The sequence below is a fragment of the Pseudomonas fluorescens genome, from assembly GCF_902497895.1.
In the GTDB taxonomy this organism is placed as follows: Bacteria; Pseudomonadota; Gammaproteobacteria; order Pseudomonadales; family Pseudomonadaceae; genus Aquipseudomonas; species Aquipseudomonas fluorescens_BP.
The window spans coordinates 30,710-51,357 of sequence record NZ_CABVHQ010000009.1 but is presented as its reverse complement, the minus strand read 5'-3'; the positions used below and the strand labels follow the sequence as shown (position 1 = coordinate 51,357).

The following is a 20,648-nucleotide window of genomic DNA, read 5'->3' as shown; positions in this document are numbered from 1 at the left end:
TCCCTTATCTCAAGGAGCAATTCGCCATCCAGGCGGGCTTTGCTGTGGCCGCTTTCGAACCTTGAGCGGCACGTCCTTCGAGATCTGTGCCGATGGTCCCTAAAGATCTACCCACTCCACCCTCTCAATCGTGGCCCGACGCTGCGCAAACCCTGCTTGCCTTGATGCATGCCCAAGGTGAAGTCGCGCGCCTGAGCGAGCGTGAACAACTGTTCAGCTCCTTGCTGGTGAGCGTCAACGCGGTACTTTGGGCTTTCGATTGGGAAGCTCGAAAAGTGCTGTATGTCAGCCCGGCCTATGAGCGAATCTTTGGCCGCTCCGCGGGCCTGCTGTTGGCCGACTACAACGAGTGGCGCAACAGCATTTATCCGGACGACCTCGAGTACGCCGAACGCAGCCTGGCCGAAGTCTTGCACAAAGGCGCCGTCGAAGATCGCGAATACCGCATCATCGCGGCTGACGGCCAGATTCGCTGGATCAGCGATAAATGCTTCATCAATCGCCAGGCCGAGCCTGGACAACCGGTGATCGTGGTCGGCTTTGCCGAAGACATCACCGAAAAGAAACAGCTCGAAACCGAACTGCAACGCCTGGCCACCACTGACGTACTGACTCAGAGCAGCAATCGTCGACATTTTTTCGAATGCGCCAATCGCGAATTCGAAAAGGCTCGACTGGAAGGTTCGCCGCTGGCCTTTCTGTTGCTGGATATAGATGATTTCAAGGTGGTCAACGACACTTACGGCCACCCGGAAGGTGATCTGGTGCTGCAGCGCATCGCCGAAAGTGGTCGCGCAACCTTGCGTCGCGGCGATCTGTTCGGGCGCATTGGTGGTGAGGAGTTCGCGGCGATCTTCCCCGGCTGCGCGCCCGCCATGGCCATGCAAGTGGCGGAGCGTCTGCAACGGGAAATTCAGAGACTGAGCTTCAACCATGATGGCCAGACCTTCGGCATCACCGTGAGCCAGGGCTTGACCAGCCTCACCGCCGAAGACCAAACCCTGGACAGCCTGTTCGCTCGCGCCGACGCCGCGATGTATGAGGCCAAGCGCCAGGGCAAGAACCGGATTGTTTTGGGGTGAGGTTCGCCTGACTGTAGGAGCAGCCGGTCGACGCTCGATTGCTCGCGATTGAAGCGCCTCGGTCTGACAGATGCACCGCGGTGATGCCATCGCGAGCAAGCTCGCTCCCAAAGGTATCTCGCTCCCACAGGTATGAAGTCAACCTAGCCTTTGCGCAACCGCATAAACTCAAAAAAACCCGCCGAAGCGGGTTTTTTGTTAATCAGGTCACAGCCAGCGATCAGAGCTCGGAGAAACACTCTTCGATGATTGCCAGACCTTTGTCCAGTTGCTCGTCCGGCGAAGTCAGCGGTACCAGGACCCGCAGCACGTTGCCGTAGGTGCCGCACGACAGCAGAATCAGGCCCTTGTCGCGAGCCTTGGCCACAACCTGCGCCACAGCAGCGGCGTTCGGCTTGTGGCTGTCGCCGTTTTCGAACAGCTCGACGGCGATCATCGCGCCCAGGGCACGGACTTCGCCGATTACCGGGTACTTGGCTTGAATGGCTTTGAGGCCAGTGACCAGACGCTCGCCGACGGCTTTGCAGCGATCCAGCAGGTGCTCTTCTTCGAACACTTCCATCACCGCCAGCGCAGCTGCGCAAGCAATCGGGCTACCGGCGTAGGTGCCGCCCAGGCCGCCTGGAGCGATGGCGTCCATGTACTCGGCCTTGCCGCACACACCGGCCAGCGGGAAGCCGCCAGCAATGGATTTGGCGAAGGTGGTCAGGTCGGCAGCAACGCCCATCTGCTCCATGGCGAAGAAGGTGCCGGTACGGCCAGCGCCGGTTTGTACTTCGTCAGCGATCAACAGAATGCCGTGCTGGTCGCACAGGGCACGCAGGCGCTTCATGAATTCTTTCGGCGCGACGTAGAAACCACCTTCGCCCTGAACTGGCTCGATGATGATTGCAGCGATGTCACGCGGCTCGGCGTCGTTCTTGAAAATTCGCTCGATGCTGGCGATCGAATCGTCGATGCTCACGCCGTGCAGTTCGTTCGGGTACAGCGCGCGGAAGATGCCGCCTGGCATCAGGCCCATGCCGGCCGAGTAAGGCACGACTTTACCGGTCAGGCCCAGGGTCATCATGGTGCGACCGTGGTACGCGCCGGTGAAGGCGATCACGCCAGCACGACCAGTGGCGGCACGCGCGATTTTCACGGCGTTTTCCACGGCTTCGGAACCGGTGGTGACCAGCAGGGTTTTCTTGGCAAAGTCACCAGGAACCTTGGCGTTCACTTTTTCGCACAGCTCGACATACGGCTCGTAGGCCAGCACCTGGAAGCAGGTGTGAGTCAGCTTGTTCAGTTGCGCAGTCACGGCCGCGATGATTTTCGGGTGCAGGTGACCGGTGTTCAGCACAGCAATGCCGCCGGCGAAGTCGATGAACTCGCGACCTTCAACGTCGGTCACGGTGGCATTCTTCGCCGACTCGGCGAAGATTGGGTGAATCTGGCCAACACCGCGTGGTACAGCGGCTTCGCGGCGTTTCATCAAAGAAGCGTTAGTCTTGCTCATAGTGTCCTCATTCACCGCTCATCGGGCGGCGTGGTTCAAGGAAAATGCGGCGGGGAGGCAACTACGGCAGCATGCGATGATCGACTGCCACAGCTTTCCCGACCACAGAGAAAATTCCGTGTGAAGCTCGGAAAGGGACAGCGCTCTCGTGCCCTTTCCGATTCAAGCAACGCCTTGCCGGACTCAGATGCCCAGGCAGAGGTATTTGATTTCCAGGTAATCTTCGATGCCGTACTTGGAGCCTTCACGGCCCAGGCCCGAGGCCTTGATGCCGCCGAATGGCGCGACTTCGTTGGAGATCAACCCGGTGTTGACGCCGACCATGCCATATTCCAGGGCTTCCGCCACACGGAACACCCGACCCAGGTCGCGAGCGTAGAAGTAGGAAGCCAGGCCGAACTCGGTATCGTTGGCCATCGCGATTACATCGGCTTCGTCTTTAAAGCGGAACAGTGGCGCCAATGGACCGAAGGTTTCTTCCTTGGCCACGGCGGCATTGTTTGGCACGTTGGTCAGAATGGTCGGCTCGAAGAAGTTGCCTTCCATGCTCTTGCCACCCGCCAACAGGGTCGCGCCTTTGCTGAGGGCGTCAGCAATGTGCTCCTGAACCTTGGCCACGGCTTTTTCGTCGATCAGCGGACCGGTGGTGGTGCCGTCTTCCAGACCATTACCGATTTTCAGCTTGGCCACAGCCACTTTCAGCTTCTCGGCGAACGCGTCATAGACCGAATCCTGAATGTACAGGCGGTTGGCGCAGACGCAGGTCTGGCCGTTGTTACGATACTTGGAGATGATCGCGCCTTCGACGGCCTTATCCAGATCGGCGTCGTCGAACACGATGAACGGCGCGTTGCCGCCCAGTTCCAGGGAAACCTTCTTGATGTCCTTGGCGCATTCGGCCATCAGCTGGCGACCGATTTCGGTCGAGCCAGTGAAGGACAATTTACGTACGATCGGGTTGCTGGTCAGCTCGCCGCCGATGTCGCCAGCGCTGCCGGTGACGACACTCAGCACACCTTTCGGAATACCGGCACGGTGTGCCAGTTCAACCAGGGCCAGGGCCGAGAACGGGGTTTGCGAAGCAGGCTTGATCACCATGGTGCAACCGGCGGCCAGAGCAGGGCCGGCTTTACGGGTGATCATCGCGGCCGGGAAGTTCCACGGAGTGATCGCGGCGGTCACACCGATCGGCTGCTTGAGCACGATCAGGCGCTTGTCCGGCTGGTGGCCAGGAATCACGTCACCATAGATGCGCTTGGCTTCTTCGGCGAACCACTCGATGAACGAGGCGGCATAAACGATTTCGCCCTTGGCTTCGGCCAATGGCTTGCCTTGCTCGAGGGTCATCAGGCGACCGAGGTCGTCCTGGTTTTCAATCAACAGCTCGAACCAGCGACGCAGCTTGTTTGCACGCTCTTTGGCGGTCAGTGAGCGCCAGGCCGGCAGGGCTTTGTCAGCTGCTTCGATAGCACGACGGGTTTCGGCAGCGCCCATTTTCGGCACAGTGCCCAGAATTTCGCCCGTGGCCGGGTTGTTGACCTTGATCGTCTGACCGTTGTCCGCATCGACCCAAGCGCCATCGATATAGGCTTGCTGGCGGAACAATTGGGTGTCTTTGAGCTGCATGTGGGCTTTTCCTTAACAGCACCGCGCAGGCGCGGAGCGAATTATTAATTGTAGAAAGGCGCCTCAAGGGCTGCCGTCAGGAAATTCATTCACCGGCCGAAGCACATAAATAACGCACATAAAGTAACTCGTGCGGTTCAGCACCCAGACAAGAGCGTTTGAAATCTCAAACGAATCCTAGGATCAAAGGGGGTAAAGGACAATAGGCTGTTCGAAAAAAAGAACAAAAATGGCGCTTTTGCTGAAATTTTCTGATCAACGTAGTGAATAGCCGTTAGCGTCGCAAAACATCAGGCGATTCAGCAGCATGGACGCCCGCTATGCTTATGAGTATCATGGCGCCCGCATTGCACCAGTAGCTCAGCTGGATAGAGTACTGCCCTCCGAAGGCAGTGGTCGTGGGTTCGAATCCCGCCTGGTGCACCATACGCAGAAACGAAAAAGCCCCAGGTCTTATGGCCTGGGGCTTTTTTGTGGGCGTTGACTCAAGATCTTTTTTTGGACTTGCCACCCGCAGGCGCTTCAACTGGCTCGATGTCCGCATCCAATTCTTCAGTATCATCATCCTCTTCCGACGTCGGTAGCGGATCTTTGCGGCTTTCAGTGATTGCCCGGCGTATTTCCTCGCCCATGACCGGACAATTCTTGAGCTGGGCAATGCGGTCGATTCGTTGCGTCACGGCTACTCTCCAACGCATCAGCAATTGGTTCAATAGTGCGCCCTTTCAATTATCGACGCCAACCTGCTGACCGTCATTGACCTCGGTGGTCCTGCAATTCCTTGAGTCGAGCCGTGAGGTCATTCTTCGGGAAACGCTTGCGCAACGCCTCTAGCTGGGCGTCCGCGGCTTTTTCCTGACCAAGGCCGCGCAGGCGCAGGACCTCTCGCAGTTCCTCATCCAGTGTTTTGGATTGGGCTGCGGCACGCTTGCTGACCTTGGCTTTCGCCTCGTCCGCCATAAACTCACTGGCTTTTTCCTGGGTTTGTGCACGAAACGACTCGGTTTGCGCTGGCATAGCGAAACTGGCCGTTGGAGCCGCTGGGGCGGGAGCTGACACGGCGCCAGCAGGGGCGCCACCCTGAATGGATTGCGGCATTGATTCGGCGAGTTCAGCCGACCCGGGCACAGCTTGCCGTTTGGCGCTGCTCGGCGCGGACAGTTTCGGTTCGGGGGCAAAGTCATACTTGGGTTGTTGTTCCGGCGAACGCTGCACCAACGCCAGCATCAGCGCAACGCCCACCAGGCTGGCGAAAGCCACTTGCCAGCGGGGTTTCTGGCAGGCCTGTAGCCAACGCTGCCACAGGCTTGGCGACGGCGCGGGAGTTTCGCGACGAGCGGCGGCGAGGATCAGCGAATCCAGTCGGGCCGGTGGTTCACCCGTCGCTTGTTGGCGAAAATGCTGGAGTAGATCGTCTTCCGCTGAATCCGGCGGCTGTCGGGCGTCAGTCATGTGAGTACCTCCTCGGCCAGCAGCCGACGCAGTTTTTGCTGTGCATAACGGAAACGGCTTTTCACCGTTTCCAGCGGCGTCTCGGTCAGGGCTGCGATCTGTGGCAGCTCGAGGTCGCCGTGGACCCGCAACAGGAAGACTTCGCGCTGATCGGTGGGCAACTCCTGTAGTGCCGCTTCCAGACGCAGGCTGTCGCGGCTCAGGGTCAGTAGCTGCTCCGGTCCGGCAGCGTCATCGATCAGTGCGTGGGCCTGTTCGTCGTAGCTGTCGTGCAGGGGGTTGCGGATGCCTTGTTTGCGCCAGTGGTCGATCAGGCGGTTGCGGGCGATCTGATAGAGCCAGGTACGAAAGTTCGCCCGACCTTGTGGCTGGCTGGTGCTGCGGATCAGGCTCAGCCAGGTTTCCTGGTAAACCTCTTCGGCCAGTTCGGTCTTGCCGCTCAAGCCCAGGAGGAAACGGTACAGGCCCTGGCGATGCCGCTCATACAAAATCTCGAACGCCACCGCATCGCCGGTGCGATAGCGCGCCAGCAGCGTTTCATCGCTGCCGGCGGAGTCGGTGGATGACGCATTCGCGGCAGACATATCAGTAAGAGACTCCTTGGCTCTGCTCACTGTGGCGTTATTCGACGCGGCTGTCGTCTGCTGCACTGGGCCGCTGACTGACCGTTGCCGCCGGGGTTTGCAGGCTTTGCGCCAACTCGACCAATTGCACGAACTCGCCACGCAGGCCAAATCGATCATCGCCTCGTGCGCCACGGGCCAGTGCCACGGTGTCGTTCAAGCCGAAGGAGCCGGTGTAGCGCCCATCCTTAAGCTGTTGGGAAAACGCCGCGACTGCCGCCGCGAAGCGCAGATCATCACTGGCTTGTGCCAACTTGCCGGGCTGCTCGCCCTGAACGATCGGCCGTTCGATCAAGCGGCTGGCACCACCCTCCGGTAGTTGATAGCGCACTCGCAGCATCGCCAGTTCATTGGCTTTTCCATCCTGCCGAGCGGCTTGCCCACTGGTGTAACGCAGCGGCTCCAGCCAGCCCTTTTCACCTTTGGGCACTATTTCGTACAGCGCGGTGACCGTATGCCCGGCACCGATCTCGCCCGCATCGACTTTGTCATTGCTGAAGTCTTCGCGTTTCAATGCACGATTTTCGTAGCCGAGCAGCCGGTATTCACTGACCTGCGCAGGGTTGAACTCCAGCTGCAGCTTGACGTTTTTCGCCACCACGGCGAGGGTCGAGCCGAGTTGATCGACCAGCACCTTGCGCGCCTCCCGCAGATTGTCGATATAGGCATAGTTACCATCGCCAGCGTCTGCCAGTTGCTCCATCAGCTGTTCATTGTAGTTGTCCACGCCGAACCCCAGGGTGGTCAGGGAAACGCCGGTTTTGCGTTTATCCACCGCCATTTGTTTGAGGCTGTCGAAATCGCTGACGCCAACATTGAAGTCGCCGTCGGTGGCCAACAGGATGCGATTGATGCCTTTGGCGATAAACCCCTGCCGGGCCATCTGATACGCCAGTTCGATACCGGAGGCGCCCGCGGTCGAGCCTCCTGCTGTCAACTGCTCGATGGCGGCGCGGATCTTCGCCTTGTCGCGGCCGGAGGTCGGCTCCAGGACCACCCGTGATTCACCGGCATACACCACCAATGACACCCGATCCTGCTCACGCAACTGATCGACCAACAACTTCAGGGTGCTTTTGACCAGCGGCAGCCCTTCGCGGCGATCCATGGAGCCGGACACGTCCACTAGAAACACCAGATTCGCCGGAGCCAGTTCAGCTACCGCGCGATCCGAGGCCTTGATGCCAATGCGTAGCAGACGGGTGTGGGGATTCCACGGTGATGGCGCCAGCTCAGTGGTCACGCCAAATGGCGTGCCGTCGCCGGGCTGGACGTAATCGTAGGGGAAGTAGTTGACCATTTCTTCCAGGCGCACCGCGCCTTCCGGCGGCAGGCGGCCCTGATTGAGCAGACGCCGCACGTTGGCATAGCTGCCGGTGTCGACGTCGACACTGAAGGTCGATACCGGCGCTTGGGCGACGCTCTGGATCGGGTTATCCGTCAGAGCCTGATACTGCTCGCGTTGCTCATCCCGATAACCCGGCGCAGTGGCTTCACCGGCCGCTACTGGCGCGTACATCGTGGCAGGCGCAGGCATCGCTCCCAGGCTGCGTTTGGCCTGCGTCGCATCCGCCATCAGCGCCTCGCTTTGCACCGAGGATTCCGCCTCGCGGTGCAGCGCACCTTGGGCCGGCGGCTGGGGGGCAGCGGCGTCGGGTCTGGATGACACACCACAGCCGACAATCGCCAGCAGCAACCCGGCGGCGAAACCCTGTGCGGCCGGGCGAAGAAAATGCAGAGGAAGTGACATGTGGCTGACCTCGAGAGGAAATGATCCATTCATCCTCTGAGACGGACAGCCTTATCGATTCGGGTTAAGTCCCGAAGAATATTTTTCAGCGCTGGTAACGCCGCACCACGCTGCTATTGCGCAGCACATGACCTTTGATCTTCTCCATCAGCTGCGCACGGGTCAGGCCCGCGGGCAACGCATCCGGAGCGAGATCGAGGGCGTAGATCTGGATCACATAGTGATGCGCGCTGTCGCCGGCCGGCGGGCATGGACCGGCATAGGTGGTGGTATTTTTGCTGTTGGTCCCTCCGAGCCCTTCAAGGGTCGATTGGTCACTCGCCCCGGAGGCGATAACGCGAGTGGTGGCAGCGATGCCGTAATGCACCCAGTGATCGACCCCCAGGCCTTTTTGCCCGTCCGGGTCGTGCATGACGATGGCGTAGCTGGTGGTGCCCTTGGCCCCATCGCTCCAGCTCAGCGCCGGAGAAACATTTTGCCCACCGCAATCGTTGGCATCGCTGGCATTGGCCTGGCTGAACAGCGCATTGTCCGGCGCCCCGGGAGTGGTCAGGGTGAAGCGTTCCTGGGCCTGGGCGGTCAGTTGCAGACCAAGCACCAGTGCGCTGGCGACCAACCAGCTGTTGGGCGGAACAAGTAGAGACATGACTGAGCACCTTCTGCGGATGGGATCGTCGTAGGGCCTGGAAACTATAGCCTGCGTGATGGACCCTGCGGTTAGCAGCCCTGGATCCTGACGTAGGGCCGGCTAACGGGCGTCCTCTATTTCTCTCAGGGTCTACCCGTATTTCCCCTTTCCTGTTTAGCTTCGATCAAGGCAGCCTGATATTTTTTCAAATAATCAGTTACAACAAATTCATTTGAAGTTTGCAGCTGCTTCTGAATCGCATCAATTGATGCTTGTATCTGTTTCTTTAACTCTATCATCTAACAATTCAAACCCAGCGCGTCTCGGTTGCGTTTCTTCAGGCTCTCACCAACCGGGTGCCGCAATTGGAGAGCTTATACATTTTGTAAAAAATAAAAACCGCAATTACTTGCAACAATACGATAATGATCTCTATGCACATTCTTCTAACCTACGACTATACTGCGCGGCAAATTATAGGACTGAACGCATGGCTAGATCTGAACATATTCCACAAGAGCTTGAAATCGAAGCCGCGCGAGATTTTTTTGCCCCCAGAAATTTCGGCTTTGAAAAACATGGAATTGGCTGGAAAAAAGTTATACCTGGAATAGGCTCAACTATTTTTACTCCTCTTAATTGGGAACATGCGCATTTTTTAACAAATTTGAAAGATGGCCAGAAAGGAAATGGTTTAGAGCTTGCCTCGCAACAACAAGAAAGAATTTTTGGAATGAGGGATCATCGCGACATCATGCCCCCTTATCTTATAAGTAATATTGCAAAAACTGGCGGGTCCGCATTTGTAGCATACACTGAAAAGGAAGGATTTACAGATGAAGGGTGGTTAGGTTTTGGATTTGTTTTTGGTGGGAAAAACAATTCGTTGGAATCTACATTCTTGGGAGTTAGAGAAAAGAACAGAAGCAAAAATGCTATTGGGTTTCATCTAAGATTACTTCAATCAAATGATGCGTTAGAAAATGGATCTACTCGAATTGAATGGATGCAAGGTCCTTTGCGGGGTGAAATTGCAAAACTAAGCATTAATAAATTGGGAGGGACAGCTTCTACTTTTACTATTGATAAATATAGAGATATGAAATACAAGCTCTATGGACCTGGAACAACAGATAGAATTACTGTTGAATGGAATCTTTTGTTACCGCGCACTCAACAAAAAATAATAGATATCTCGCAAGGGGTTTCTCAAGGATTAACATTAGAGGATATACAAGCGCTACCTATTGCAACAGGAGATAATATCAAACAAATCGAACAAGATAGACATTCATCCCTTCTCTATGAAATCCCTGCCTATGCTGATGAGCTTGAGGAGGAAGAAAAAATAGCATGGAGAGATGACATGAGGAAAGTATTCGGAATATTGATGGATACAGAGTATGTCAAAATCCCAGCCGATGCCAAAAATGATCCCGCATTAGTACAAAAAATAGCTACGTCAGGGAGCTATCAAATCAGTGACTTTGCTACAGGATTTGATGGAGACCAGAGAAGAAATTTTTATGTATTAACCAGAAAATCAATTGCGCAATGAGAGAAAAGGGGACGGATTTATTTCTTTAATGGCCTCTTTGGCTCAACAATTAAATCTCTCCCATTTTCTTCTTCTATTCTTCTTAAATCTCTCCCCTTTTCTTCTTCGTGCCCCCTTTTCTTCGAAATCAAACGCCTGGAAGCCCTCAAGCATCATCCTCCGACTTTGCCCGCTACCGCGATGAGCGTCGAAGTTGCGTAAGGGGCATACGGTTAAGCGTGAACTGGCCCTGTTTCAATGCGTGATCGAAGTCGCACGTCGGGAATGGGGATTCATCTCGCAGAAAATCCAGAGCGGATGGGCAGGGCGAGAGAAAAATATCTCTCGGATTGCGCGCAAACCTGCCGCAACTTCCAAAACTCTGACCTTTTGTTCAGCAGAAAATCCATATGTATTACTGGGCGCCATTTTACCGTTGCGTTGACCGCCGAACGGGAGGCGCCATTTTTATGGCGCTATTTGGTTATTTTAATAACAAGACTCGAAGCGACGCTTGGACAATTCAAAAAATTGGCGGTATCATTTTGATCCCCTCCTGCTGTCGACTTGCATAGCCGATACGACAAGCAGCGGATAAGCCTTCGAAACTGTAGTTGCACCTGCCTGTACGTTGCGCTGCTTGCGGCAATCATTGCGTACCGGGCCCGGATCAAAATGCACAGATCAGCAGCTTGATTTGCCGTGCACCCGAACACAGAAGGATTCAGACAAGACACTCGACTGAGTGATTGGAGACGGCAGGGCTGGTTCGAGTTGCATCGCCCGCCACGCCAGCGTGGCGCCGCGTTGACGGCGCCTTCGGCCCTGAGCCGCGAAGCTCACCGATCACTGTCGTAAAGTCTTGATAATCCGGGGAAAGGTTCACTGCAGGATGACAAGGACGTTATTCATTGCACGAAACAAACACTCGATGATTGCACGCCGCGAGCCCGGTTTCACGGGCCCCCGAGACTCCGCCGTGGATGGCTAAAGAAGTCACACGAGCCAGACACCGAGCGCCGAGGATTGTTTTCGCATCCGATATGACGACTGGCACATGACCAGGTCTGCCTCTCCAGCGGCAAGGATGATTCAGATCATGTCAGGCGCAGGGTTCATCCCTGAATATCCTTGTTTTTTTGAGGTTTCCGGCCAGATGTCAGCGCCTTTGCAGTAGCCGTTGCACACCCGGTTCACAGGTAGGAAGGCAGTCGCGGATCGGTTGTGCACAGGGCTCTCTGCCCGTTGGTTTAAGGCATTTTTCGGGTACGGAGAAGTCAGTTTGAGTCATGTTAGCTTAGGTATCCGGCATTTGCAGGATGAGCAAGTGTTATTGCGTCAAGGCGGCCTGTACTGGGTCTCCGTCGATCTGAACAGCGATGCCGAGGCGCTTGCGCTTCAGTTCCTGAGCGCCTTGCCGCAAACCCAGCCAACCACACTTGTGTGCGGCGGATGCGATCCCCGGACCCTGTTGGAAAACCTCGACGGCGAGTCTGGCCCGGAGTGTCTGCGGCTCTTCGAAGTGGCCGGCGATGACCTCGGCATGGCCCTGAAATCCTGGGTGCCCGAGCTGCAGCGCAGCGTCAGGACCCCGGACAGTCAAATCCTTCTGCTGTTACCGGCCCTGGCCTGGCGGCGCTTTGACGCTCGGCATCTGCAGCAATGGTGTGAAGAAACACGCCAGTGGCTGCGCAAGCGCCGCTGCACCCTGATGGTGCTGTGCCACGGCCAGGAACCGGCGGTGCATGCCGAACTGGTGGGCCTCAACGAAGAGTTGTCGGGGTTGGCGCAGTTGTATCGGCGCGATGGCAGCATCCGTTATCAGCTGCACTTCTGGCATAACGAGCTGGGCGTGTGCGCCGCACGAGAGTTCGAACTGGAGCAGGCCGACGGGGTTCTGGGCCTGAGCCGGGCGCAACGTAGTAGCCCGCAAGCCATCCGTACCGATGACCAGCGTGTCTACCTGGCCCAGCGCAGCGTACTCGAAGGCGCGCCGCCGCTGTCCCAGCAATGGCGACTGTTCGCGGAGCGCGACGAGTTGTTGCTGCACGCCCTAAAGGCGCGAGCCGCGAGCGTGATCGTGGCGATCGAGGGTAACGACCAGGTCGAAGACCTTGCCCGTCAGTTGCACAAGTTACGCAATCACTGCGGAATGGCACTGAAAATCATCGTTCGCGAAATGGAGCCCTGCCTGCGCTACCGCGACGAGCGTCTGCTGCTGGCCTGCGGCGCCAATCTGATCGTGCCGCAGAAGGCCTCTCTGGCACACTTTCTGAGCCTGACCGATAGCGTGCAGGGGCAGCTCTGGCATTACCGCAGCGACATTGAGTTCCAGGCCCTTTATGACCGTATGCACCCCCCTCATGTTCGCGGGCTGCTGACGCCGAGCAAGTTCATCGCAACCCTGGACCAGGTGTACAGCGGCGCTTCCGGCGAGATCAGCCACCAGTTGCTGAAACTGCAGTCACGTGGCGGACTCGAGATAGAGCAATACCTGAGTCAGGTCAGCCTGCGCCGCTATGGCGACATCGCTTGTGTGCTGGACGGCACCTTCTATCTATTTCTGTTCGCCTGCCGCGCCGATGGCCTGGAACCGGCCCTGAGCAATATATGCCGCCTGTCATGGGGCGATATTTTCAGCGCCTGCGAGCCGTTGCCATCGGTGGAGCACCTGCCGCGCAAGGCCTTTATCGAGGCCACCGAATTGCCCGAAACGTTTCTGCTGGCGGGTGAGCGGGTCGTCGATAACCTGTCGCAATTCGTCGGACTGACCGGCTTCACACCGCACCGCACCACCCTTTCGCTGACGGAACCTTGCGCATGATGTATTCCGAGTTGCTGCAGGTGATTGCCGCCAGCAGTCTGCTGACGCTGGCGCTGGTTCTGCTGCTGAGCCGTTTCAGTCAGCGCATCAAGCACGGGCTTGAGCGTTATTTGGGCCCACGTTACTTGAAATCCCGTGGTGTACGTCGGCGTACGACCCCGCAACCTGTCCAGAGTGAGCCCCATGAGCCGTCTTGAAATCCCCGTCAGCCCGCAACTCGCGTGGAGCTGGCCGGGTCTGGGCCTGTGGAACCTGTACTTCCTGATCAAGTTGCTGTTGTTCTGGGGCGGTTACCTCAATCTCCAGATCCTGCCCAACCTGGTGTTCGCTGCGGTCTTGCTGATACCGTTGCGCAATCGTTATACGACCCTGCTGCGTTGGCTGATCGCCGTGCCACTGGGGTTGGCGCTGTTCTATCAGGACTCCTGGCTGCCGCCGTTCAGCCGCCTTCTGGATCAACCCGGCGTACTGGACTTCACCGGTGAATACCTGTTGGAGCTGGCCGGTCGCTTCATCGACTGGAGCCTCTGCGGTCTGCTGCTGATCGTGGTGGTGGCGTACCTGTTCGTCAATCAGTGGCTGCGCCTGACCACCCTGACCCTGGGCTGGCTGGCGTTGCTGGGCAGCGCCAACCTGCTGGCGTTGCAAGCGCCCGCGCAACAGGCTGCGAATCCCGGCACGGCGTCTGCCAGCGCCGTGGTCGGCAACGCCGAGCCCGACAGCGCGACACTGGACGACTACCTGCAAAAGTTCTACGACACCGAGGCCGGCCGGCGCGTCGAGTTCAAGCCCTCGACCTCAGGGGCCCAGCCGTTCGACCTGCTGTTGATCAATATCTGCTCCATGGCCTGGGACGACTTGGACGCAGTGGGCCTGCGGGACAACCCGCTGTTGCAGCAGATGGATGTGGTGTTCGACAACTTCAACTCGGCCACTTCCTACAGCGGCCCGGCGGCGATACGTCTGTTGCGCGCCAGCTGCGGCCAGCAACCGCACAACAAGCTCTACCGCGTGGCGCCGGAGCAATGCCTGCTGATGGACGATCTGCGCAAGTTGGGTTTTGCCAGCGAAGTGATGCTCAACCACACCGGTCAGTTCGAAGGATTCCTCGATGAAGTCCGCAGCCAGGGGACTCTGCCCAACCCGGCGGTGAACGCCTCGAACCTGTCGCGGGTGCTGGTGGGCTTCGACGGTTCGCCAATCTGGCGCGACCGGGAAGTCCTGGACAAGTGGTGGCAGCACCGCGAGAAAAACCAGGATTCGCGCGTGGCGCTGTTCTACAACACCACCACACTGCACGACGGCAACCGAGCGCTGACCGCCGACGGCGGCACCAAGAGCGCCGAGTATAAACCTCGTGCCCAGGCTCTGATCGACGACCTGACGGCCTTCATCAAGAAACTCGAGCGCAGCGGTCGGCGCGTGGCCGTGGTGATCGTGCCCGAGCACGGCGCGGCGCTGCATGGCGACCGCATGCAGATCTCCGGCATGCGTGAGATTCCGAGCCCGTCCATCACTCACGTGCCGGTGGGCATCAAGCTGATCGGGATGGGCGCCACGGCGAATTCGGTGCCGCTGCATGTCAACGCACCCACCAGTTATCTGGCCTTGTCCGAAATCATCGCCCGCTTGTATGCCGCCTCGCCCCAGGCCGAGGGCCAGGGGCCGGACTGGCAGGCGCTGTTGAGCGATCTGCCACAGACCCCGGTGGTGTCCGAGAACTCCGGCACCGTGGTACTCGACTACGGCGGCAAGCCCTATATCCGGATCAAGGAGAAAAGTGCATGGCTACCTTACCCTCAGCGCTTCAAATGAGTGCCTTGGCGCATGCCCGTAACGGGCGGGCCGATGACATCGCCCGGCTGAAGCTTGAGCTTGAGCTGCCGGATCTCGAGTACGTGGACATTTCCGCCGAACTGGAACTGCGCCGCGCCTTGCAGCGCTGGCCGCTATTGGCCGAGCTGGAAAGCGCGGCACTGCCGCTGAAAACTCAACTGAAGGCCCCGCAGAAGGTGAGGACGTGAGATCGTTGAGTCTGCGTGGGTTGCGTGGAGGCGTCGGCAGCAGTTCCCTGCTGGCGGGGATTGGTTACGCCCTGCACAGTCTGGGCGAGCGCGTGCTGGTGGTGGACATGTGCCCGGAGAACCTGCTGCGCCTGTACTTCAATCTGGCGACCGTGAAAAGCTGCGGCTGGGCCCGCGGCATGCTCGATGGCGAGAAATGGTACAACCAGGCCTGGAGCCTGGCGCCGAATCTGAGTCTGCTGCCCTATGGCCGCCTCGACAGTGACGAACAACTTGAAATGGAACGCCATCTGGCGAAGGACCATACCCTGTGGGCCCGGCGTCAGGCCAGCCTGGCCGAGCACTACGACTGGGTACTGTTCGATGTGCCGCAGCGCCTGGTCGGACACGGCAACACCGGCCCCTGTCATTTCCCGATCCAGGTCGCCGAAGCGGATGCGGCCTGCCATGTGCTGCTGCAACAGCAGGGGACGGTGAACGGCCCGTTGCTGGTCAATCGTTTCGATCCCGGTAGCCAGTTGCAGCGTGATCTGATGCTGATCTGGCGTAAGAACCATGCCGACCGGCTGCTGTCCCTGACCGTGCACAACGATGAGGCGATGCGCGAGTCGCTCGCGTTCAAGACCCCGATCGGGCTGTATGCGCCAGGCAGTCTGGCGGCCCAGGACGTACTGAGCCTGGCGACCTGGTGCCTGGCCCGCCGCCGGGAGGTGGCATGATTGCCCGCTGGTTTCCCTACACCTACCTGCGTCGCGAGTACGATACACCCCCTCTGACCGCGCTCTTGCTGGCTTCGCTCAATGCCCTGGGCTGGCTGTTCCTGCGCCTGGAGGCGCCGGGCTGGCAGCAGATGCGCGAGCAGCGTCAGCGCTGGTATCCGCAGTTGGCGAATAAGCCGCCAAGCCTGGGTGATCCGCTGCGTTTCATGGTGCAAAGCCTCTGGTTGCTGCTGGTGCAGCCGCTACGCCGCCCGCTGAGCTGGCCGCGCTGGACGCGCCCTGCGCGGCTGCGGCAACGCCTGCTCGGCGTGCGCTTGGGCCGCTTGCTCGACGCCTTGCCGCGCCATGTCCAGCAAAGTGCGCGAGTGCGGCAGAGCCAGGCCTGGTGGAAAGGCCTGAAGCCCCGTCGTCAGCGCTGGCTGAACATTGGCGTGAGTGTGGTAGCGGTGGTGCTGATGCTGGTGTGCATCACCGAACCCTTCGGCTACATCGCCCAACTGGTGTTCGTGATTCTGCTCTGGGCGCTGGCCATGCTGGTGCGGCGCATCCCGGGGCGCTTCCCGACGCTGTTGATGATCGTCCTGTCGATCATCGTGTCCTGCCGCTACCTGTGGTGGCGCTACACCTCGACTCTGAACTGGAACAGCCCGCTGGACCTGACCATCGGCCTGTTGCTGCTGGCGGCCGAAACCTACGCCTGGGTGGTGTTGATCCTGGGCTATATCCAGACCTGCTGGCCGCTGGGTCGCCAACCGGCGCAGATGCCTCGCGATACCCGGCTGTGGCCCACCGTCGATCTGCTGATCCCGACCTACAACGAGGACCTCTCGGTGGTCCGCAGCACGGTCTACGCTGCCTTGGGCATCGACTGGCCGCAGGACAAGCTGCGCATCCACATTCTCGATGATGGCAAGCGCGAGAGCTTCCGCCAGTTCGCGGCCAAAGTCGGCGTCGGCTACATCACTCGCGCGGATAACCGGCATGCCAAGGCCGGCAACCTCAACCATGCGTTGAGCCGTATCGATGGCGAGCTGGTGGCAATTTTCGACTGCGACCACATCCCTGTGCGCTCCTTTTTGCAGCTCACCGTGGGCTGGTTCCTGCGCGATCCGAAGCTGGCCCTGGTGCAGACTCCGCACCACTTCCTGTCTCCCGACCCTTTCGAGCGTAACCTGAACATGTTCCGGCGCCGGCCCAACGAGGGCGAGCTGTTCTACGGCCTGGTGCAGGACGGCAACGATATGTGGAACGCGGCGTTCTTCTGCGGCTCCTGTGCAGTATTGCGCCGCTCGGCGCTGGACCAGATCGGCGGCTTCGCGGTCGAAACCGTGACCGAAGACGCCCATACCGCGCTGCGCCTGCACCGACACGGCTGGAACTCGGCTTACGTGCGCATTCCCCAGGCTGCCGGGCTGGCCACCGAAAGCCTGTCGGCGCATGTCGGCCAGCGGATTCGCTGGGCCCGCGGCATGGCGCAGATTTTCCGCACCGACAACCCCTTGCTGGGCAAAGGCCTGACGATTTTCCAGCGGATCTGTTATGCCAACGCGATGATGCACTTCCTGGCCGGGCTACCGCGGCTGGTGTTTCTTACCGCGCCGCTGGCCTTCCTGTTTTTTCACGCCTACATCATCTACGCCCCGGCGTTGATGATCCTGTTGTACGTGCTGCCGCACATGATCCATGCCAGCCTGACCAACTCGCGGATGCAGGGCAACTATCGCCAGACGTTCTGGGGCGAGGTCTACGAAACGGTATTGGCCTGGTACATCGCCCGGCCCACCACCGTGGCGCTGTTCAACCCCAAGAAAGGCAAGTTCAACGTCACGGCCAAGGGCGGTCTGATGGAGCACAACCAGTTCGACTGGAAGATCGCCCAGCCCTATCTGGCGCTCTCGGCCCTGAACGTGGCAGGCCTGGGCTTCGCCTTCTGGCGCTTGCTCAGCGGCCCGATGACCGAGATCGGCACGGTGCTGGTGAGCATTCTCTGGGTGGTCTACAACCTGCTGATCATCGGTGCCGCAGTGGCGATTGCCGCTGAAGTGCGGCAGGTGCGCCAGACACACAGGGTGCAGTCCAAGCTGCCGGCGGCCGTGCGTCTGGAAAACGGTCACTTCTACTCCGGCATGCTGGTGGACTACTCCGACGGCGGCGCCGGGTTCCAGGTGGATGTGCCGCTGTCGCTGCCGGTGGGTGGTCGCGTTTCGCTGCTGATGCAGCGTGGGCAGCGCGAGTTCCTGTTTCCCGGCGTGGTCAGCCGTAGCCACAAGAACTTCGTGGGGATCAGCTTCACCCAGCTCACGGAGCAACAAAAAATCGATTTCGTACAGTGCACCTTCGCCCGGGCCGACGCCTGGCTGAACTGGGGCGAAGGCTTCGCCCAGGACCGGCCGCTGCACAGCTTCCTGGACATTCTCAAGCTGGGTGCCAAGGGTTATTACCGGCTCTACGAATACCTTCCAGCCTGGACCCGTGTGGTGATCGATCCGTTCCTGCGCCTGCTGGCCTGGCTGGGCAGTTACCTGCCGCGTATGCCCCTGGCGTCTTCCCCCTCCTCGTCTATAACGGTGAACGCAGCATGAGCCGCTATTTCAGCAAATCGCTATTTGCCGCCCTGGCGCTCCTGGCTGTTGCCTGCGCGCAGGCCGCCCCGGCGCCTGCCCCTCCCCCGCTGGCGCAGGAGCAGGAGCAGAAGCAGAAGCAGAAAACCCCAAGCTGGGCCACCTCGCGCACCTTCGAACAGCTGGGGCGTTCGACTGACAGCCTGTTGCTGGGGATCCACAACAGCGATCAGATCGAGTTCACCCTGCGGCGCGACCGAATCGCCAGCGATGCCAGGCTTGAGCTGGAATACACCCCGTCTCCGGCGCTGCTGCCGACGCTCTCGCATATGCGGGTCTACCTGAATGACACGCTGATGAGCGTGGTGCCCATCGAGAAAGAACATCTGGGGCGCAAGACCACGCAGCAGATCGCCCTGGATCCACGACTGGTCACCGACTTCAACCGCGTCCGCCTGGAATTCGTCGGCCATTACACCGACATGTGCGAAGACCCGGCCAACAGCGCCTTGTGGGTCAACGTCAGCCGCGCCAGCCAGGTTTCCCTGCAGGAACAGGCACTGGCGACCAAGAACGATCTGGCGTTCTTCCCGAGGCCATTCTTCGACGCTCTGGGCTATGGCAAGCCGGTCATCAACCTGCTGTTCGCCGCCTCCCCGACCGTGGGCGAACAGCGCGCCGCCGGCATCCTGGCCTCTTACTTCGGCAGCCTGGCGGGTTGGCGCGGCGCCCAGTTCCCGGTGCTGTTCGATCAGCTACCGGCGAGCCAGGACCGGGGCACACTCACCCCTTCGGTGGTGTTCGCCACCAACGATCATCGGCCACAATTCCTCGCGGACCTGGAGAAGTTCCCGCTGGTACAGGCGCCGGTGGTGCAGCTGATCGACAACCCCAACGACCACTACAGCAAAGTGCTGTTGGTGATGGGGCGCAATGACGCTGACCTGGCGGTGGCCGCCCGCGCCCTGGCCTTGGGCGCAGACCTGTTTCGCAGCTCGCGGGTGACGGTGGAAAACGTCCAGCAGTTGCAGCCGCGCAAGCCCTACGACGCCCCCAACTGGATGCGTACCGATCGCCCGGTGCGCTTCGCCGAACTGCTCAAATACCCCGAGCAATTGCAGGTCAGCGGCCTGCAACCGCGGTCGATCATCCTTGACATCAACCTGCCGCCCGATCTGTTCGTCTGGCGTAACCAGGGCATCCCGCTGCAGACCAAGTACCGCTACACGCCGCCGTCGGCCAACGACGAGTCGCGCCTGAACATCAGCCTCAACAACCAGTTCATTACCAGCCTGCCGCTGCTGCGCAACACCAACAGCCGCCTGGAAGAACTGCGCCTGGCGGTGCTGTCCAACGAATCAGCGAACGTCAGCGACCAACTCCTGGTTCCGGCGCTGAAAATCGGCGACCGCAACAGCCTCCGTTTCGATTTCAGTTTCGCCAGCACCTTCGGCAGCTCCCAGCGCGACCGCTGCCAGACCTCCCTGCCGGTGGACACCCGGGCGGTGATCGACGATGAGTCGACCATCGACCTTTCGGGCTATCACCATTACATCGCCATGCCGGACCTGCGCGCGTTCGCCCGCAGCGGTTTCCCGTTCAGTCGTATGGCTGACCTGTCGGAGACCCTGGTGGTGGTGCCAGCCAATCCGACCGCCACCCAGCTCAGCACCTTGTTCGAGGCGGTCGCCAGGATCTCCTCGCAAACCGGCTTCCCGGCGCTGGCGCTGAACCTGAGCGACAACTGGGATGACGCCAGGAAAGCCGACGTCGACCTGCTGGTGTTGGGCGCCCTGCCCGCGGACCTGCGGGATCAGTCGGACCTCAACCTGTGGCTCGACCATACCCGCGACTCCCTGATGCATGCGTCGAATGCCGCCGCCGGCCAGTCTTCGCCCCGGGCCGGGCAGATCAACGATGAGCGCAACCTGGGAGCCAACCTGGTGGAAGTGTCGGCCAAGGCCCCAATGGCGGCGATCGTCGGCATGCAGTCGCCCTTCCATAGCCAGCGCAGCATTGTCGCGCTGCTGGCCACCACCCCCCCCGACTACCAGATGCTGCGCGAAACCCTGGGCGACAACGGGAAAATCGACGCCGTGTCCGGTTCCGTGGCCATGATCCGCAGCAGCGGCGTGAATAGCCAGCTGGTCGGCGAGCAGTACTTTGTCGGCTACTTGCCATGGTGGCTGATGCTTTGGTTCCAACTCTCCGAACATCCGGTACTGCTGGCGGGCATGGCGGTCCTGAGCGTGCTGCTGACCTCCTTCCTGCTGTGGCGCGCCTTGCGCTGGGCCGCGCATCGTCGGCTGGCGAACGAGGAGTAA

Annotated in this window: 17 protein-coding genes and 1 tRNA gene; 10 read left to right on the top strand and 8 right to left on the bottom strand. The window is 59.6% G+C overall.

Annotated elements, in window-relative coordinates; all coding sequences use genetic code 11:
• The first annotated feature begins 92 nt into the window (after positions 1-92).
• A complete protein-coding gene (locus F8N21_RS06800) occupies positions 93-1,082 on the top strand; it encodes a GGDEF domain-containing protein (protein ID WP_150641389.1) in 990 nt (329 codons plus the stop codon).
• Between the two features lie 220 nt (positions 1,083-1,302).
• Here F8N21_RS06800 and gabT read toward each other — a convergent pair whose 3' ends face one another.
• Both gabT and gabD read right to left on the bottom strand, forming a co-directional pair.
• Complete coding sequence (gene gabT, locus F8N21_RS06795) at positions 1,303-2,580, bottom strand: 4-aminobutyrate--2-oxoglutarate transaminase (protein WP_150641388.1); 1,278 nt, start codon at positions 2,578-2,580, stop codon at positions 1,303-1,305.
• 183 nt (positions 2,581-2,763) lie between these two features.
• On the bottom strand, positions 2,764-4,206 hold the full coding sequence (gene gabD, locus F8N21_RS06790) for an NADP-dependent succinate-semialdehyde dehydrogenase (RefSeq protein WP_150641387.1): 1,443 nt from the start codon (positions 4,204-4,206) through the stop codon (positions 2,764-2,766).
• 349 nt (positions 4,207-4,555) lie between these two features.
• Between gabD and F8N21_RS06785 the strand changes: the two genes are divergently transcribed.
• A tRNA-Arg gene (locus F8N21_RS06785) sits at positions 4,556-4,632 on the top strand.
• A gap of 59 nt (positions 4,633-4,691) precedes the next feature.
• On the opposite strand, the gene F8N21_RS06780 is transcribed toward F8N21_RS06785, so the two are convergent.
• The 6 genes from F8N21_RS06780 to F8N21_RS30400 form a co-directional block, all read right to left on the bottom strand.
• The gene (locus F8N21_RS06780; protein ID WP_150641386.1) at positions 4,692-4,886 is read right to left on the bottom strand and encodes a hypothetical protein; all 195 of its coding nucleotides are present in this window, start codon (positions 4,884-4,886) and stop codon (positions 4,692-4,694) included.
• Between the two features lie 73 nt (positions 4,887-4,959).
• The gene (locus F8N21_RS06775; RefSeq protein WP_150641385.1) at positions 4,960-5,658 is read right to left on the bottom strand and encodes a hypothetical protein; all 699 of its coding nucleotides are present in this window, start codon (positions 5,656-5,658) and stop codon (positions 4,960-4,962) included.
• Complete coding sequence (locus F8N21_RS06770) at positions 5,655-6,242, bottom strand: RNA polymerase sigma factor (protein ID WP_150641384.1); 588 nt, start codon at positions 6,240-6,242, stop codon at positions 5,655-5,657. The genes F8N21_RS06775 and F8N21_RS06770 overlap by 4 nt, the downstream gene beginning before the upstream one ends.
• Positions 6,243-6,279: 37 nt before the next feature.
• A complete protein-coding gene (locus F8N21_RS06765) occupies positions 6,280-8,031 on the bottom strand; it encodes a vWA domain-containing protein (RefSeq protein ID WP_150641383.1) in 1,752 nt (583 codons plus the stop codon).
• Between the two features lie 85 nt (positions 8,032-8,116).
• Entirely contained in the window at positions 8,117-8,677 is a 561-nt protein-coding gene (locus F8N21_RS06760; RefSeq protein WP_150641382.1) for a YbhB/YbcL family Raf kinase inhibitor-like protein, read from the bottom strand.
• Between the two features lie 125 nt (positions 8,678-8,802).
• Positions 8,803-8,958: a hypothetical protein gene (locus tag F8N21_RS30400; RefSeq protein WP_191624227.1), complete on the bottom strand. Its 156-nt coding sequence runs from the start codon at positions 8,956-8,958 to the stop codon at positions 8,803-8,805.
• Between the two features lie 191 nt (positions 8,959-9,149).
• On the opposite strand from F8N21_RS30400, the gene F8N21_RS06755 reads away from it, so the two are divergent.
• From F8N21_RS06755 to bcsB, 8 genes are all read left to right on the top strand, one after another.
• Positions 9,150-10,217 carry a hypothetical protein gene (locus F8N21_RS06755; RefSeq protein ID WP_150641381.1) on the top strand — a complete coding sequence of 356 codons (1,068 nt, stop codon included), beginning with the start codon at positions 9,150-9,152 and terminating at the stop codon, positions 10,215-10,217.
• 1,201 nt (positions 10,218-11,418) lie between these two features.
• Positions 11,419-13,020: a cellulose biosynthesis protein BcsE gene (gene bcsE, locus F8N21_RS06745; RefSeq protein WP_318184107.1), complete on the top strand. Its 1,602-nt coding sequence runs from the start codon at positions 11,419-11,421 to the stop codon at positions 13,018-13,020.
• Complete coding sequence (bcsF, locus tag F8N21_RS06740; RefSeq protein ID WP_150641379.1) at positions 13,017-13,217, top strand: cellulose biosynthesis protein BcsF; 201 nt, start codon at positions 13,017-13,019, stop codon at positions 13,215-13,217. Before bcsE ends, bcsF begins: the two co-directional genes overlap by 4 nt.
• Entirely contained in the window at positions 13,204-14,835 is a 1,632-nt protein-coding gene (gene bcsG, locus F8N21_RS06735; RefSeq protein WP_150641378.1) for a cellulose biosynthesis protein BcsG, read from the top strand. Before bcsF ends, bcsG begins: the two co-directional genes overlap by 14 nt.
• Positions 14,805-15,044 (top strand): cellulose biosynthesis protein BcsR, encoded by a 240-nt coding sequence (gene bcsR, locus F8N21_RS06730; RefSeq protein ID WP_150641377.1) that lies wholly within the window; start codon positions 14,805-14,807, stop codon positions 15,042-15,044. Before bcsG ends, bcsR begins: the two co-directional genes overlap by 31 nt.
• The gene (bcsQ, locus tag F8N21_RS06725) at positions 15,041-15,763 is read left to right on the top strand and encodes a cellulose biosynthesis protein BcsQ (protein WP_150641376.1); all 723 of its coding nucleotides are present in this window, start codon (positions 15,041-15,043) and stop codon (positions 15,761-15,763) included. Before bcsR ends, bcsQ begins: the two co-directional genes overlap by 4 nt.
• Positions 15,760-18,345, top strand: a complete 2,586-nt coding sequence (gene bcsA / locus F8N21_RS06720; protein WP_150641375.1) for a UDP-forming cellulose synthase catalytic subunit — start codon at positions 15,760-15,762, stop codon at positions 18,343-18,345. The genes bcsQ and bcsA overlap by 4 nt, the downstream gene beginning before the upstream one ends.
• Positions 18,342-20,648, top strand: a complete 2,307-nt coding sequence (bcsB, locus tag F8N21_RS06715) for a cellulose biosynthesis cyclic di-GMP-binding regulatory protein BcsB (RefSeq protein ID WP_150641374.1) — start codon at positions 18,342-18,344, stop codon at positions 20,646-20,648. The genes bcsA and bcsB overlap by 4 nt, the downstream gene beginning before the upstream one ends.

Coding starts and splice junctions, on each gene's coding strand:
- F8N21_RS06800 (WP_150641389.1), top strand. CDS start 93: ATGGTCCCTAAAGATCTACCCACTCCACCCTCTCAATCGTGGCCCGAC.
- gabT (WP_150641388.1), bottom strand. CDS start 2,580: ATGAGCAAGACTAACGCTTCTTTGATGAAACGCCGCGAAGCCGCTGTA.
- gabD (WP_150641387.1), bottom strand. CDS start 4,206: ATGCAGCTCAAAGACACCCAATTGTTCCGCCAGCAAGCCTATATCGAT.
- F8N21_RS06775 (WP_150641385.1), bottom strand. CDS start 5,658: ATGACTGACGCCCGACAGCCGCCGGATTCAGCGGAAGACGATCTACTC.
- F8N21_RS06770 (WP_150641384.1), bottom strand. CDS start 6,242: ATGTCTGCCGCGAATGCGTCATCCACCGACTCCGCCGGCAGCGATGAA.
- F8N21_RS06765 (WP_150641383.1), bottom strand. CDS start 8,031: ATGTCACTTCCTCTGCATTTTCTTCGCCCGGCCGCACAGGGTTTCGCC.
- F8N21_RS06760 (WP_150641382.1), bottom strand. CDS start 8,677: ATGTCTCTACTTGTTCCGCCCAACAGCTGGTTGGTCGCCAGCGCACTG.
- F8N21_RS30400 (WP_191624227.1), bottom strand. CDS start 8,958: ATGATAGAGTTAAAGAAACAGATACAAGCATCAATTGATGCGATTCAG.
- F8N21_RS06755 (WP_150641381.1), top strand. CDS start 9,150: ATGGCTAGATCTGAACATATTCCACAAGAGCTTGAAATCGAAGCCGCG.
- bcsF (WP_150641379.1), top strand. CDS start 13,017: ATGATGTATTCCGAGTTGCTGCAGGTGATTGCCGCCAGCAGTCTGCTG.
- bcsG (WP_150641378.1), top strand. CDS start 13,204: ATGAGCCGTCTTGAAATCCCCGTCAGCCCGCAACTCGCGTGGAGCTGG.
- bcsR (WP_150641377.1), top strand. CDS start 14,805: ATGGCTACCTTACCCTCAGCGCTTCAAATGAGTGCCTTGGCGCATGCC.
- bcsA (WP_150641375.1), top strand. CDS start 15,760: ATGATTGCCCGCTGGTTTCCCTACACCTACCTGCGTCGCGAGTACGAT.
- bcsB (WP_150641374.1), top strand. CDS start 18,342: ATGAGCCGCTATTTCAGCAAATCGCTATTTGCCGCCCTGGCGCTCCTG.